At 38.2% G+C, this 14,572-nt stretch carries 13 protein-coding genes; 5 read left to right on the plus strand and 8 right to left on the minus strand.

Annotated elements, in window-relative coordinates:
* The 8 genes from UMU13_RS10160 to UMU13_RS10195 form a co-directional block, all read right to left on the minus strand.
* A partial coding sequence (locus UMU13_RS10160) for a TM1802 family CRISPR-associated protein (RefSeq protein WP_328218874.1) occupies positions 1-998 on the minus strand: 998 nt, incomplete at its 3' end.
* Positions 995-1,759, minus strand: coding sequence for a CRISPR-associated endoribonuclease Cas6 (gene cas6 / locus UMU13_RS10165; RefSeq protein ID WP_328218876.1), 765 nt, complete (start codon positions 1,757-1,759; stop codon positions 995-997). The genes UMU13_RS10160 and cas6, both read right to left, overlap by 4 nt.
* A gap of 213 nt (positions 1,760-1,972) precedes the next feature.
* A complete protein-coding gene (locus UMU13_RS10170) occupies positions 1,973-2,461 on the minus strand; it encodes a HyaD/HybD family hydrogenase maturation endopeptidase (RefSeq protein WP_328218877.1) in 489 nt (162 codons plus the stop codon).
* Positions 2,458-4,140 (minus strand): nickel-dependent hydrogenase large subunit, encoded by a 1,683-nt coding sequence (locus tag UMU13_RS10175; RefSeq protein ID WP_328218878.1) that lies wholly within the window; start codon positions 4,138-4,140, stop codon positions 2,458-2,460. Before UMU13_RS10175 ends, UMU13_RS10170 begins: the two co-directional genes overlap by 4 nt.
* On the minus strand, positions 4,133-5,332 hold the full coding sequence (hybB, locus tag UMU13_RS10180) for a Ni/Fe-hydrogenase cytochrome b subunit (protein ID WP_328218879.1): 1,200 nt from the start codon (positions 5,330-5,332) through the stop codon (positions 4,133-4,135). The genes UMU13_RS10175 and hybB overlap by 8 nt, the downstream gene beginning before the upstream one ends.
* Positions 5,319-6,212 (minus strand): hydrogenase 2 operon protein HybA, encoded by an 894-nt coding sequence (gene hybA, locus UMU13_RS10185; RefSeq protein ID WP_328218880.1) that lies wholly within the window; start codon positions 6,210-6,212, stop codon positions 5,319-5,321. Before hybA ends, hybB begins: the two co-directional genes overlap by 14 nt.
* The gene (locus UMU13_RS10190; RefSeq protein ID WP_328218881.1) at positions 6,199-7,290 is read right to left on the minus strand and encodes a hydrogenase small subunit; all 1,092 of its coding nucleotides are present in this window, start codon (positions 7,288-7,290) and stop codon (positions 6,199-6,201) included. Before UMU13_RS10190 ends, hybA begins: the two co-directional genes overlap by 14 nt.
* A 309-nt stretch (positions 7,291-7,599) precedes the next feature.
* Positions 7,600-7,911, minus strand: a complete 312-nt coding sequence (locus UMU13_RS10195; RefSeq protein WP_328218882.1) for a DUF2325 domain-containing protein — start codon at positions 7,909-7,911, stop codon at positions 7,600-7,602.
* A gap of 208 nt (positions 7,912-8,119) precedes the next feature.
* On the opposite strand from UMU13_RS10195, the gene UMU13_RS10200 reads away from it, so the two are divergent.
* The 5 genes from UMU13_RS10200 to hpt are packed head-to-tail and all read left to right on the plus strand — an operon-like array spanning position 8,120 to position 14,569.
* Positions 8,120-9,670: an ATPase, T2SS/T4P/T4SS family gene (locus tag UMU13_RS10200; RefSeq protein ID WP_328218883.1), complete on the plus strand. Its 1,551-nt coding sequence runs from the start codon at positions 8,120-8,122 to the stop codon at positions 9,668-9,670.
* Complete coding sequence (locus UMU13_RS10205; RefSeq protein ID WP_328218885.1) at positions 9,670-11,460, plus strand: ATP-dependent DNA helicase; 1,791 nt, start codon at positions 9,670-9,672, stop codon at positions 11,458-11,460. The genes UMU13_RS10200 and UMU13_RS10205 overlap by 1 nt, the downstream gene beginning before the upstream one ends.
* Positions 11,447-12,808: a glucose-6-phosphate isomerase gene (locus UMU13_RS10210; protein ID WP_328218887.1), complete on the plus strand. Its 1,362-nt coding sequence runs from the start codon at positions 11,447-11,449 to the stop codon at positions 12,806-12,808. Before UMU13_RS10205 ends, UMU13_RS10210 begins: the two co-directional genes overlap by 14 nt.
* The gene (tilS, locus tag UMU13_RS10215; RefSeq protein ID WP_328218889.1) at positions 12,792-14,036 is read left to right on the plus strand and encodes a tRNA lysidine(34) synthetase TilS; all 1,245 of its coding nucleotides are present in this window, start codon (positions 12,792-12,794) and stop codon (positions 14,034-14,036) included. Before UMU13_RS10210 ends, tilS begins: the two co-directional genes overlap by 17 nt.
* A 2-nt stretch (positions 14,037-14,038) precedes the next feature.
* On the plus strand, positions 14,039-14,569 hold the full coding sequence (hpt, locus tag UMU13_RS10220) for a hypoxanthine phosphoribosyltransferase (RefSeq protein ID WP_328218891.1): 531 nt from the start codon (positions 14,039-14,041) through the stop codon (positions 14,567-14,569).
* Positions 14,570-14,572: the final 3 nt, after the last annotated feature.

Raw genomic sequence — 14,572 nt, forward strand, 5'->3', positions numbered from 1 at the left:
AGATTAGACTCAAAATGTTCTTCTTTTGCAAGGTTGGGAATTAGAAAACATGTAATATTAAATAAATAAGTGTTGAAATTATTCTCAACGAATTTCATTCCTGCAAAAGCATCTCTTGCACAATCCTCACAAATTGCAAAAGATTGATAAGACTTTTTGTTATCTAAATCATTAAAAAAGAGAAAATTAGTTGTTCCAAAAAATTTCATTGGTAAGGGATAGCTGGATTTTAATACAGTTGTTTTTTTATTGCAAACATGGCAGATTTTATTTTCTAATTTATCTTTTGTAAAATGGCTTCCAAGTAAAGCGTAGTATATAATATTAACGTATGATTGAGCAAATTTATTTTCTTTGTGTTCAAGTATATATTGATTATTTATAAGCAGTTTGGTTACATTTGGAAAGCTATTAGTATTTTTGGAGTCCCTATCAAAATAAAGACTGTTTAATAAATATTTATAAATAATTTCATTATTTTTTTCCTGCTTTTCTTCTTTTATTTTATAAAACTTTTCTTTGTTTTTATCACTTAACTTTTCTGGGTTTAAAATATATTTTTTTGTATGTTGATCATAATAATAAAATTTCTTCATTAACTGTTTTAATAAGTTAATATAATCGCTATCTACATTGTTTTTACTCCAGTTTTTCCAATCTTCTGTTAGTGCTTTAATTGAATCAGAAGCTGTACTTGTAATGAGTGTTATAATGGAACTTGTATTAAGAAAAATATTTTTAGTATTGCCTTTTTGGGAATGAGCAAAAAATTTAGATTTATTTTCTGAAGATAAATCGTCATCAGATAAAATAAATTCAGCACAATCTTTATTTAAGTTAAAATTTAAACATATGGCTTTTCCTAAAGCATTTTTGTCATTTTTTATATATGGTGTGATGGCAACCTGCTCTAAAAATCTTTTTTTAGCTTCATATTCTGATGAAGTTTTTTGATTGGTTAATAAAGATTTTCCAATATTCGCAAAACTATTTATCACGAATTCCTCCTTTGATTTACAACCATCTCCACCATACCGTAGCCCTGGGAGTTTCGGTCGCCGAGGCCGGCGTCCAGTGCAAACTGCAAAAGTTGAGGATCTCCTTCGATTTCGAACATTCCCGTCCAACCTTTTATAAGTGTTCCCTTGAAATATCGTATTTTTTCTTTTCTGTTTGTTGCGAACATTGGTTTTATGGAAAAATGATTATATGGACAGTCTTCTCTGTACAGCGACTGCCATTTTTTCTGCAGATTTATTTTTAAAAGCTCTTGGAAATCATCTTCAAACGGACTGTAATAATGAGTTACTTTTTTTCCATCAGGTTTTTCAAAAGTGGAGTGCATTGTGATCGGGGAAAGTGTTTTTACTCTTATTTTATCTGAAGTAATTTTATCTTGCCTTAGAACACTGACTGATGAAATGTATGCATCATTACTGCCGAATCGTATTTTTTCAGATGTTATAAGATTTTGAGCAGATTGCTGAAGTATCCAGTCAACAGGAGATGCCACATAAAAGCTTACTTGTCCGTTTGGAAATGTAAGCCTTTTTTCTTTATGATTTGGAAATCCTCTTTCAATAATGTCGGAAAAAGTAAGCATTTTAAAAGAACGTTTTTCGTACTCGAAACCTTGATTGTGCAGCCACTCGGCGGCTTCTTTTTCCAGAAAATTGTATATCAATCCCTGCTGGACAGGGCTATGGGAAAATGGCAACACAATTTTGTCAGTACTTACAATTTCAAATTTTACCCGCATAATCACCCTATTGATTTAGTTCCAGTTACTTCGGTAGTTACGCTGTTTCAGGGAGGAGACCCCCGCCTCCTTAAAAAATACATCAATATAATTTTACCGGGTGGAATCAGCGGATGCAAGTGAAATGTATGAAAAAATATTATTAAAAGAATTTTGGAATTGGTTGAGTTGTGTATTGGTGATTTTGTTTAGTTGTGTATTAGTTGAGATGGTTTAATTGGTTGATTTTTTATAAAATGGTATGTTTAACGACTCCAGTTCTTTTAATAAAATATTTTCAACTTCTTTCAAGCAGTTTTTCAGCGTTTTACTCAGTGAATCTCCGATAGTCATTGATTCCGGAACGACGCTGATAAGTTTCAGATTTTCAGGAGAGACACCCCTGATATCGCACATGAGAAGCATTTCCTGGACGCCGATTTGATGAGGGGAGAGCTTGGCAGGCATTTTATTCAGCCTTATATCATCGTAGTCATAAATCAAAATTGTACCGGGTTTATCCTTTATCTCGACCACATCGATAATAAAAACATAGTCATAATTTTCAATAAAACCGGATGCAAGCATTCCCATTGTACCTGCATCCACCACATCAATATTTTCCGGGAAGTTGTATCTGCTCTGCAAATATCTTACAAAATGAACACCGAAGCCCTCATCTGAGAGGAGTGTGTTTCCGGCTCCGAATATGCTTATTTTCATAAAACTTTAACTTTTACAATATCTCCGCCATCCGGATCTACGGCATGAACGGCGCATGCAATACAGGGGTCATAAGAGTGTATAGTCCTTAGGATTTCCAGAGGTTTTTCTGTTTCAGCAAGTTGTGTATTGATAAGGGAGTTTTCATAGGGGCCCATTACTCCGTTTTCATCTCTCGGGGAGGCATTCCAGGTTGACGGAACAACGGCCTGATAATTTTCAATCTTTTTGTCCTTTATATGTATAAAGTGGCTCAGCATACCCCTCGGCGCCTCATGAAATCCGACTCCCTTGTATTCTCCCGAGGGAATTTCCGTAGGGTTGGCGTAATCGCTGTCGCCTGCTGCAATATTTTCTATCAGCTTGTCAAGGAAATGTTCGGCAGTCTCAGCTGAAAATTTAGCTCTGTATCCTCTGGCCAGTAATCTGCCCATGGTGGAGTTGTATTTGCTGTTGTCTATGGAGAGAGTTGAGTTGTAAAAATCAATCTCTCTTTTAATAAACTCATTGCCTGTGTGGTATCCGGCTAGAATCTGTGCTACCGGCCCTGTTTCTATCGCTTTTTCTTTAAATCTAGGCGCTTTGCACCATGTGTATTTTGAGTCATAGTCATACCCTGTAAACCGGGGATCTGAACTGCCATCCCATGGATGAAGCGGGGCAGGATTGTTATACCATGCAAACTCGGATGATTCGGTGATATTGTTAATAAGGTAATCGTCTGAATGATCCAGTATTCTGTGGTGAATATTCTGCTCACCGTTAAAAAAGATACCGCCCTGTATGAGAAATTCTTTGCTGTTTGTATCCAAAGGGTATTCCGGAACCGCAATATAATTACCGACGCTCCGTCCGATATCGAACCATTCTCTGTATCTGTTGGCAAGAAGAACAAGATCATTCATATATACTTTGTCTATGAACTTTTTGACTTCTCCCAGTTTTTTCCTGATAAGACTGAGACGCTCCACATTGAGAGTTGCCATATTGTCCATATTAACTGCAGTGGCAACTCCGCCCACAACAAGATTCTGGATATGAGGATTCTTGCCTCCAATTACAGCAACAGCCTGGGCTGCTTTTTTCTGGTAATCCAGTGCTGTAAGATAGTGTGAAAATAACAAAAGATTTTCTTCCGGACTGAGCTTCATCGCCTGATGTCCCCAGTAACCGGATGCGAAAATTCCCAGCCTGCCGCTGTCCACAAAGTGTTTCAGTTTTTCCTGAACATTCTTAAAATCATCGACGCCGTGTCCGCCGAAATCTGACATACTTTCTGCCAGCAGTGAGGTTTTTTTGGGATCAGCCTTCAGACATGATGTGATGTCCACCCAATCAAGTGCTGAGAGATGATAAAAATGAACTATATGATCCTGCATAGAATGCATGGCAATCATGAGATTTCTCAGATACTGCCCATTTAAAGGAACCTGGACATTCAACGCATTTTCAACGGAACGGATGGAGGCTATGGCGTGAACAGTTGTGCAGACACCGCAAAAACGCTGAGCATATGACCAGGCGTCTTCCGGTCTTTTGCCTTTTAATATTGTTTCTATGCCACGGAACATCTGCGCTGAAGACCAGGCGTTTGTAACCCTGTCATTGTCCACTTCAACATCGATTCTCAGATGCCCCTCTATTCTCGTGACCGGATCTATGGTAATTTTTTTAGACATTGCTTCCTCCTATTGCTTTGCTTTTGTGAACTGCCGGCAGTACCGGAAAAATCTTAACAAAAATGCTGTATAAAAGAATTTCAAAGGAAACGATTCCCACTGTTATCATGAACTCACCGAAAGCCGGGAAATAAGAAAATCCCACACCCGGATCAAAACCTATGATGTAAGTATTGAAGCGATACAGCCCGCCTCCAAGAACAATCAGAGAAGCGCTGATGAACAGCTTACGGGGAGAATTAAGGTTGTGTCCGGACATCAGTATTACTGAGCCTAAAATTATCAGAGCGGATTCTATGAGAAACATAACAGAATAGAAGTCGAAACTGAAAGCTTCCATCAGCTGGTTTCTTACAAAGAGGTCTGTAAATCTTATTGCAATCCACCCAAGAGCCAGAAATAGGGCTATTCTGCCGAGTCCCGCAAGTTGGCTGGTTTCGTAAGGTCTGCCAAATTTAAATGATGATGTGATGGATTCAAAAATTACAATTGAATATCCGATGAAAATGCAGTTTATCAGAAATAAAAGCGGCAGAATAGGTGTATGCCAGTTCGGGTGCAGTTTGAATGCGGCGATTATCATCATTGAGCCCAGAGATGACTGATGCATTGTTGGCAGTGTAATTCCCAGAATTATAAAATATATAAGATATTTATCGAGGAATTTTGAGAATTTTTCGGAAAGTCTGGCCATCCCGTAATTTTCCGATTCCTGCAGTTTTTCGAAGATGGCCGGACTGAATTCTAAAAATAATACAAAAGTATATATCATAACACACATTGCAACTTCGAACATAATAGAATTCAGCTGCCAGAACTGCGGTTTTAAAAGGTTAAACATATTCCAGAATCTTCCCAAATCTATAACCACTGAAAAACCGGCCAACCCGTATCCGAAAAGGCTCGTCAGCATAGCTGAGCGCATCAGCGGGTGATAATGATTATTATTCAGGATATATACCAGGATAGCTACTGCATATCCCCCGCAGGCTATGGCAGTTCCTGTGGCTACATCATAAGCAATCCAAATCCCCCAGGGATAAGCATCGCTGAGGTTTGTCACTGCGCCTATTCCTTCGAAAAACCTTACCCCTATAAAATAAAAGCCTATCGCTGTAAGAACAGACAATATTACAAAAGAGGGGGTTAAAATCTTTCTGTTTAAGATTTCATATTCTTTATGACTGCTCATTATCACCATCCTTTTTTGACTTTCTGTTGCGGAAAGCTACAAAGCAGAGTGTTCCGTACAAGGCAACAGGTGCTATAAACCCTTTGTAAATGGTGTGCTGAATATTTTCCGAAAGTGCAGCTGCAGAAGGATTAGGCAGGTTTGGAAAGGAAAGTTTATTGAAATCCACACCGGCCAGGTAAATGCAGTTTGCTCCTCCTACTTCGTGCTCACCGTAAATATGATGTATGTAAATATCCGGATGATCTTTAATACGCTTTTTTGCAATTTTAATCAGATCACCGCGTTTACCGAAAAGAATTGCATCTGTTGGGCAGACTTCCGCACATGCCGTGATTCCTTTCTGTTTAAAGTTCGTGAATTTGCACATATCGCATTTAACAATTTTTGGTATAGGTTTTTCCCATTCAAATTTTGGAATATTGTAAGGGCATGCTATAAGACAGTAACGGCAGCCTATACAAATGTCTTTGTCGTAAAACACTATACCGTTGTCTGATTTTTGCATTGCGGATACCGGACAAGCGGAAACGCAGGATGGCTTTGCACAATGCATGCACTGCTTTTTAACAAAAGCATATTTTTCCGGTGATTCCTTATAGAGTTTGATTATTGTCCGTGTGTTACTGTCCAGTTTCTCAGGGGAATCCCATAAATTGTTCTTATCAAATTTTCCCTGTTCTGTGGCAAGATCGTTAACCTGCTTGCAAGTCGTAACACAGGCTTTGCAGCCCACACATATTGTGGAATCATAAAGCATGGAGAAATCTTTGTTATCTGTGAAAACCTTCGCGCTTGAAGCGTCTGCGGCTGCAGGAACAGCTGTGCCCAAAGCAGCAGCGCCGCAAATTTTAAGAAAATCCCTTCTACTTTTCTTCATTGTCATCTCCCTCGTCGGGAAGCTTTTTTATCATGACTGCTCCTGCTCCGAGAGCGACCCCGGCAAGTCCACTTACAGCTGCAACCGCTCTTAAATCCACCGGTTTATCTTTTTTCTTGGGCGCAACGGATGGGTAAAAGTTGGGAGGTGTTTGATTATGGATTCTGATATGATCAGCAATGTCCCTTTTGAACAGGATGTCTTTTTCAGTGCACCCGATACATGGATGACCTATGGAAACCGGCCAAACTCCAACATCGTTAAACCGCTGGACAGAACAGTTTGCAAATGTTGCAGGACCTTTACAGCCGAGTTTATACAGACAGTATCCCAGTCTGTGACCTTTGTCTCCATATTCTTCTGCAAATCTTCCGGAGTCAAAGTGAGGCCTTCTTTCGCAATGCTCATGTATAACCCTTCCGTATGCGAAAAGAGGGCGCTTTTTATCATCCAGCTTTGGAAGTTTTTCAAACGAGAGCAGATACAGTATTGTGGACAAAAAGTTATAAGGATTGGGGGGACAGCCGGGTATATTTACGATAGGTTTGTCTTTTATAATATCTTCCACACTTTTGGCATTTGTCAGTTCCGGCATAACAGCCGGTATTCCGCCGAAAGAGGAACAGGAGCCTATGGCAATAACAGCTGATGCATATTTGGAAGCCTCTTTAAGTAATTTATAAGCTTCTTTGCCCCCGATTTTGCAGAATCCTTCATTATCAGAAGGTATTGAGCCTTCGATAACCAGCAGATACTCTCCTTTATATTTCTCAAATGCGTGATGCAAAGTTTCTTCAGCCTGGATTCCTGAGGCGGGCATAAGAGTTTCGTGATATTCAAGTGAAATCATTTCAAAAAGGAGTGAGACAACATCAGGATGGGTGGATCTTAAAATACTTTCCGAGCATCCTGTGCATTCCTGAAAGTGCAGCCATATCACAGGTGGTCTTTTTTTATGCTCGGCGGCTTCAGCCATTTTAACACCGCTGGCGTAGGGAAGCCCCATTAATGATGCTGCTGAAACAGAAAATTTGAGGAAACTTCTTCTGGATAACCCTCCGAGTTGTAATGAAAACATATTCATTCCTCCGTAAATAAAAATCCTAATTAAATGATTGAACCGGAGAATCATATTAAAATTACAGAAGTTGTAAATATTTTTTTATTGTATTTTCAATGGTTTGCAGATTAATAACAGGGTTTTGGTAACGGCGGATTTGTGAACAGTGCTGAGCAGAGAATCAATGAAAATAAACTTGTTTTTGAATAGAACAATATTAATTTATGTTATATTTCTTATTGGTATATATGAATATTTATATAATATGATCGTAATATTTTGCAATTCCGGATTAAGGTTGTAGGGTTTTCATCCGGAATTTTTCGTTTATATACTGCATGCTGCGGGATTGTTTTTCCTGCTTGCCATGCATGATATTACATTATCAAGAGAATTCACGCTGGCTTTGTCCGTAAATATCATCGGAATATTGTTTTTTTTGCATGTTTGTTTGGCACTCTGTACCATCTTATGGCTGGCGTTATCCACCATAAAAATTACTGCGTCGCTGTCTTTCAGGCATTTATTGCAGTTTGTGCAGTGGGTGTTCAGCACACGGGTCTTGCATCCGTGTTTTCTGCCTACTTTTTTGTATTCCTTTTCAAGTCTTTTTAAACCGCCCAATATGTATACATTCATAAGAATCCCCCTTGTTAATTATTTAAGACTATTTAAATCTTATTAAGTATGATATTTTATATCATGAAAATGTCAATAAAAAAATTAGGAGAATCTAACTTTTTTATTATTGTTAAAATAATGATTAGAAAATTCATGAAATTGTGTTAATATAAAGTAATTTACGAAAATATTGTTTTTTTGTATACTTATTTTGCGGAGGATTTTTATGAAGAAACTTGGTGAAATCCTGGTGGAAAAGGGACTCATTAGCCATGAGCAGCTTAATAAAGCGCTGAAAAGACAGTCTGAAACCGGTGACAGACTGGGGAAACTTCTCATTAAGATGGATATTGTATCCGAAGAACAGCTTTTCACGTTTTTGTCAAAACAGTATGGTGTTGTAATGTTTAACGAGCAGGAGCTGACAATACCCGCCGATGTGCAAAAGCTGGTTAAATATGATCTGGTGTATAATTACGGAATCATACCCTTCAAAGTGACCGACAAAGGTGTCCATATTGGATTTTCTGATTTCAGGGTTTTGAACGATATAGATGAGATTTCTTTTAAAACCGGAAAAAATGTTATTCCGGTACTATTTCCCGACTCTATGTATGAAAAGATTCTGAGCGATATAAAAGAAATAGATTACGGCGAAGAAGACTATTATTTTCAGTCGTTTAAAAAGAAGATTGAAACAGAGTTCAATAAAAGTGCAGGTGTTGAGGCTCTTTTATCTGCTATAGTATCTTTTGAGCCGAACCTTACAAAGGTTTTCTTTGCGGAAGGCTCTGCCCCGGCAATCAGAAAAATCGGAAGATTTTATAAACTGAACACCGATCCGATGAAGAAAGAGGATATTCTCAATTATATTAAATCGTTAACGGATGAGGCAACGAGAAAGACTTTACTTCACAAGAAAACGGTACGTTTTTATAAAACAATTGCCGGTAAAAACTTTTTCATAAATATAGTGAGACAGAAGAGCAGCTATCTGATCGTTTTAACGATTACATCCAGTGAAATTCCTAAATTTAATAATCTCGGTTTCAAAGATGATGTTTCCAAGTATATACTGGAGCCTACGAAAGGCTTTTATTTTTTCATTGCACCTTTAGGGCATGGCAAAGCCACAACAATGGCTTCTATAGTAAACCATTTTAACAAGTCCAAAACACGGAATATACTTTACCTGGAAAAGAAAGGCATGTACGAGATTGCCTCTGACAAAAGCGTTGTTACTCAGCTTGATTTGGGTATGCGTACTTATAATAAAGAAAACTTTTTCAAAATAATATATGATATCGATCCGGAAATTATATTTCTTATGGATATTGACAGTCTGGAAATACTGGACATGGCTCTGAAATTTGTGGAGTCGGGGAGAACCGTTTATGCATGTTATGAAGCGGGAAGCATCTCCGGAGCTCTGGAAAAACTTTTCCTGCTGGACAACAGTGAGAATAAATATTATGTGAATAAATTCGCAAGCCTCTTGCGGCTTGTTGTGAATTTCAGGCTGGTGCCGGTGGAAACAATAGAAAGGAAGGCTATGATTTATGAGTATATGTACAATTCATTTAAACTCAGAAAAGCCCTTATGGAATCAAATTTTATGTATATAGATACTCAGCTGAGAGGAACAGCGGATTATATGCCTTTTGAAAAAATACTGGCAGAGTTTTACGTAAAAAAACTGATTGATCTGGATACTGCTGAAAACTACTCGCTTAATTTTGAGCTTTTTAAGAACTATGCGGGTATTAAAGAGAGCTGATGGATATAAGAAAATATTTCCTGGAAAGTGAATATTTGCAGCGGTTTATTCCGAACTTTTCATTCAGAGATTACCAGGCTGATTTGGCTGAATATATTATGAATGCACTGGCTGACTATAATACGACTGTCATTGAGGCTCCCACCGGCTCCGGAAAAACACTGGCGTACCTGCTGCCGGTTTTTGAGCTTGGTCGTAAAACGATTGTGTCCACTAAAACCAAGCAGCTGATGAGTCAGATATTGAATAAAGATATTCCGACAGTATCCGCTCTTTTCCCTGAGAAAGATACCGAGGTTGTGTCACTGAAGGGAAGGAAAAATTATTTTTGTTATTACAGGTATTTTAAGTTTATATCCCCTGATGCCGATATGTATCCGGATGTAATACGCTGGTATGAAAGCAATACCCCGGAAATCAGCGAGGTTCCGCAGCATCTTTTTGGTTTCAGCACTACTGAAAAGATGACAGCTGACAGTATGCAGTGTATAGGTGGCAAATGTCCGTATTTTGAAGTCTGTCCTTTTTATCTGAAAAAAGCTGAAGCAGCTGATGCGGATATTGTTGTTACAAATCATTTCATGCTGCTCAGTGATATGGGGATGCGGTATAAAAATGATATGATGTATAATTTTGAGTTTGCTGATAATATTATTTTTGATGAGGCACATTCCTTGCCGGATATTTTTCCTCAGTTTATCGGAGATGATGTTAATTTCGGCTCATTGATGACTTTTCTGAAAGAAAACCGGGTTTTGATGAGTGAATCGACATACTCATTTTTTCAGAATAAGTTTGCAGGGATAAAAGGGGAGCTGGAATCGAAAAAGGTTATCAATGATAGAATACAGGATGAACTTGAAATATTTTTCAGTGAATTGAAAAGTCTTGCGGAATCAGATTTTGATGATGAAAATTATGAGTTGTACAAAAAATACAGGGATAAGTTTAAAAATATTTTCAATACCGAAGGGTTAAGGTTAATTGAGCCTCACAAAAACAGCTTCAGCTTGAAGAACCTCCCCTTAAGTGTTTCTGATTCATTTGGTGAGTCATTGGGAAAGATTTGTGTCAGTTCAATCTTTATAAGTGCAACGTTGTCGGTGAACGGCTCTTTTGATTATTTTTGCAACGAACTGGGTCTGTCTGATGTTGCCACCAAAAAGGTTGAGGGCGGGGGCGATTTTTTGAAAAACGGTGTATGCTGTATCCCCGAAAAAGAGTTTTACGGAGAAAAGAAACTTGAGGCTTATTTTTCCATTATTAAAAAGTTAGAGGGCGGATGCCTGATTATTTTTAACAGCCTGGAGATGATGAATAAGGTGTATAATTATCTGCGCATGAAAAAAACAGGAAGGCAGCTGATACTGCAGACCGAAGTTGATTTGTCACAAATTGACATAACAGCTGAAACTGTTGTTTTGGGGTGTTCGATTGTGCGTGAAGGTATTGATTTTTCGGGAAATAACCTTAAATATGTTATCCTTGATAAGCTCCCATTTGAAAATATTTCTGATGTTTATCTTAATGCACGTAAAGAAGCCTTTGAAAAAGAATATGGGAACGCATTTATGAATTTCTATTTGCCACGTGCAGTAATTTACTTTAAACAGGCTGTGGGAAGATTAATAAGGCATGAAGATGATAACGGTGCCTGGATAATCCTCGATAACAGGGTATTGACAAAAGCCTACGGTAAATATTTTATGGACGTACTAAAAGATGTGCAGGTATGTCACAGATTAAGCGATTTGCCGTCTTTTGCAGGAGGTAACAATGAGTTACATTAAACTGGACTATAATTACACTATGTCTGAGTTTCTGGAAAACGGACTCACGGATGAGGAGCTGGAAGAATCCAAAGATGCTGCTAAAAAAGGGCTGTCGGATTTTATTACCCTTAGTGAAGAAAGCGAAGTGGGGTTTTCTCACCTGCCAGAGTTTGATCTGTCTCAGATAAAGGAGACGGTTAAAGCTTCCAAAGGACAATATAACGATCTGATAATAGTGGGTATAGGCGGTTCATCCCTTGGAGTGGAAGCTGTGACCAATGCACTTCTGCCGCATGGATACAACGCTCTTTCTTTCGGAGAGAGGGGGTGTCTGCCCAGGGTATGGTTTGCCGATAATGTTGATCCTCATAAACTTTACTGGATATTAAAAAAGTGTGAGGCTGAAGATACACTTGTGTGTGTTATTACCAAATCGGGCAGTACAGTTGAGACAATTTCCAATTTTTCAATAATTTACAAGTGGCTTAATGAAAATCTAAAAGACCCTTTTTCCCATATTTATGTTATTACCGACCCTGAAAAAGGCCCTCTGAGAGAATTTGCTGAAATGCATAATATAAAAACATTTTCCATCCCGTCCAATGTTGGGGGGAGATTTTCAGTACTAAGTCCGGTGGGAATTGTGCCGGCGGCGTTGCTCGGTCTTGATATTGACCGTATGATGGAAGGGGCTGAGGAAATTGTTAAGTCGGAAAAGGAAAAAATACTCCATTTATCTGCAATTTATCTCAGTTTTATCAAAAGAGGGTTAAACATAAACGTTATGATGCCTTATACTTCGAGACTGAAATCTTTCTGTGAATGGTTTTCCCAGCTGTGGTCTGAAAGTCTGGGGAAACGATACACTAAAGACGGCTCAGAAATTAATGCAGGTACAACGCCGGTGGGGGCAGTTGGAGCAAATGACCAGCATTCCCAGCTTCAGCTGTATAAAGAAGGACCTTCGGACAAACTGATTACATTTGTGGAGTTGGGCAGTCATGATTTTGATGCAGAAATTCAGGCTGGATTTCATCCTGAATTTTCCTATCTTACGGGTCACTCACTGGGGCAGCTGATGAATTATGAACTTCATGCTACTGAACTGTCTTTACGTAAAGCCGGTAAACCTTCACTAAAACTTGTGATGGACGGTGTCGATGAATGTTCTGTGGGTAAGCTTTTTATGCTTATGCAGTATGTAGTGGCTGTGACCGGGCTTTCTATGGATATAAATCCGTTTGACCAGCCGGGAGTGGAGGAAGGAAAACACTTTGCCTATGGTATGCTTGGCAGAGAAGGTTTTGAAGAAAAGAAAAAAGAGTTTGATGATCAGTATATAAAATCAGATGAATACATCCTTTGAAAGAAAACTGTATGAAAGGCTGAGTGAGTTCAGGAACAAAAAATTTGTTGTTGGTTTTTCCGGCGGCAGAGATTCATCTGCTTTGCTTCATTTTCTGAACCGCTTCAGGGATGAATTTTCTTTTGAACTGTATCCTTGTCATGTAAACCACCGACTCAGAAAGAATGCCGGTGAGGATGAAGGATTTGCGTTAAAAGTGTGCAGAGAGCATTCTCTGAAGCTTGAAGTTATAAGCGGGGACGTGAAGAATATTGCAGAAACACAGGGCATAAGTGCAGAGCAGGCTGCCAGGAAGTTCAGAATCGAAAGTTTTACAAAGCTAAAGGAAAAGTATAATGCCGATTATATAATTACAGCTCACCACATGGATGATTTGATTGAAACGTTCTTTCTGAAAATTTTTCAGGGTACGACTGTGTATAATCTTAAAGGTTTTAACCTTGAAAGCGGAACTTTTCTCAGGCCAATGCTGGAAATCAGCGGAGATGAGATAGATGAATATATTGATAAATACAGGATAATGTATGTTAATGATCCTACAAACAAAGATATAAATATACCAAGGAACTGGATCAGACATAAAATTATTCCGGAAATTAAAGAATATAACCCCGGGTACCTTAAAAATATTCTGAAACTGCAGAATGAGTCGAGTGTACTGGACGGATATCTGAGCTCGAAAGTTGAAAAGGTTCAGGTGAGGAAAAACGGAGCGGTATACACAATCAATCTGAATGATTTTAATACGCTCAGTGAATATGAAAAACGATATCTTGTCAGTGCTGTTATCGCTGATTTTTGCAGACCGGGAAAGCAGATTATAGAGAATATTCTGGGCATTAGTAACAAAAGAGAGTCGAGAAGGATAAATCTTCCGAACGATTTTATATTTGAAAAATCGTATAGTTATATTTACTTTTTTCCTTCATCCGCTGTGGAAAGTTATGAATATTTAAAAAAACCTTCCGAAAAGGTTGTAATTTTGTCAAAAATAGGTAAAATCATAACTTTTGGTAATGATTTAAAAAATAAAAGTCTGAGAGTGCGTAACAGAAGAAAAGGAGACCGTTTCGGAAGAAAAAAATTAAAAGATCTTTTCATAGATGCAGGCAAAGATCTTTTTGTAAGAGACACTTCTGTTATTGTTGAGAAAGAAGGGGAAATTATTTTTGTGGAAGGCTTATCAGACAGTAAAAATATACGAATTGATAAAATCAGTCAGGGGTAAACATGAAGGCAGAAGGTCTTGATATTTTTCTTGGAGAAAAAGAGATAAGAGAAAAAGTGAAAGAACTCGGGCAGAAGATAACAGAAGATTTTAAGGGTGAAGACGTACTTCTCGTTGGGGTTTTAAAAGGCTCGTGGATTTTTTTAGCCGACCTTGCAAGAGAAATTGATACAAATGTTGAAATCAGTTTTATTTCGGTATCCAGTTATGCCGGAAAAAAGACTGTCAGCAGCGGCGTTGTAAGGCTTTTATGCGATATAGACAGGCCGCTGGATAGCCGCAATGTTATTTTGGTGGAGGATATTGTTGATACCGGTCTTACTCTGAGCTATCTGAAAAAGCTTTTATATGTTCGTAATCCCAGCACCATAAAAATCTGTACGCTTCTTGATAAACCGTCCAGAAGGCTTGCTGATATTAATCCTGATTATGCAGGGTTTGAAATACCGGACGAATTTGTTGTGGGGTACGGTCTGGATTATGACGGAAAATATCGGAATTTAAAAAATGTATGCAAATTAAAGGTTAAATAATTG

Source organism: Flexistipes sp., from assembly GCF_036172515.1.
Classification (GTDB): domain Bacteria; phylum Chrysiogenota; class Deferribacteres; order Deferribacterales; family Flexistipitaceae; genus Flexistipes.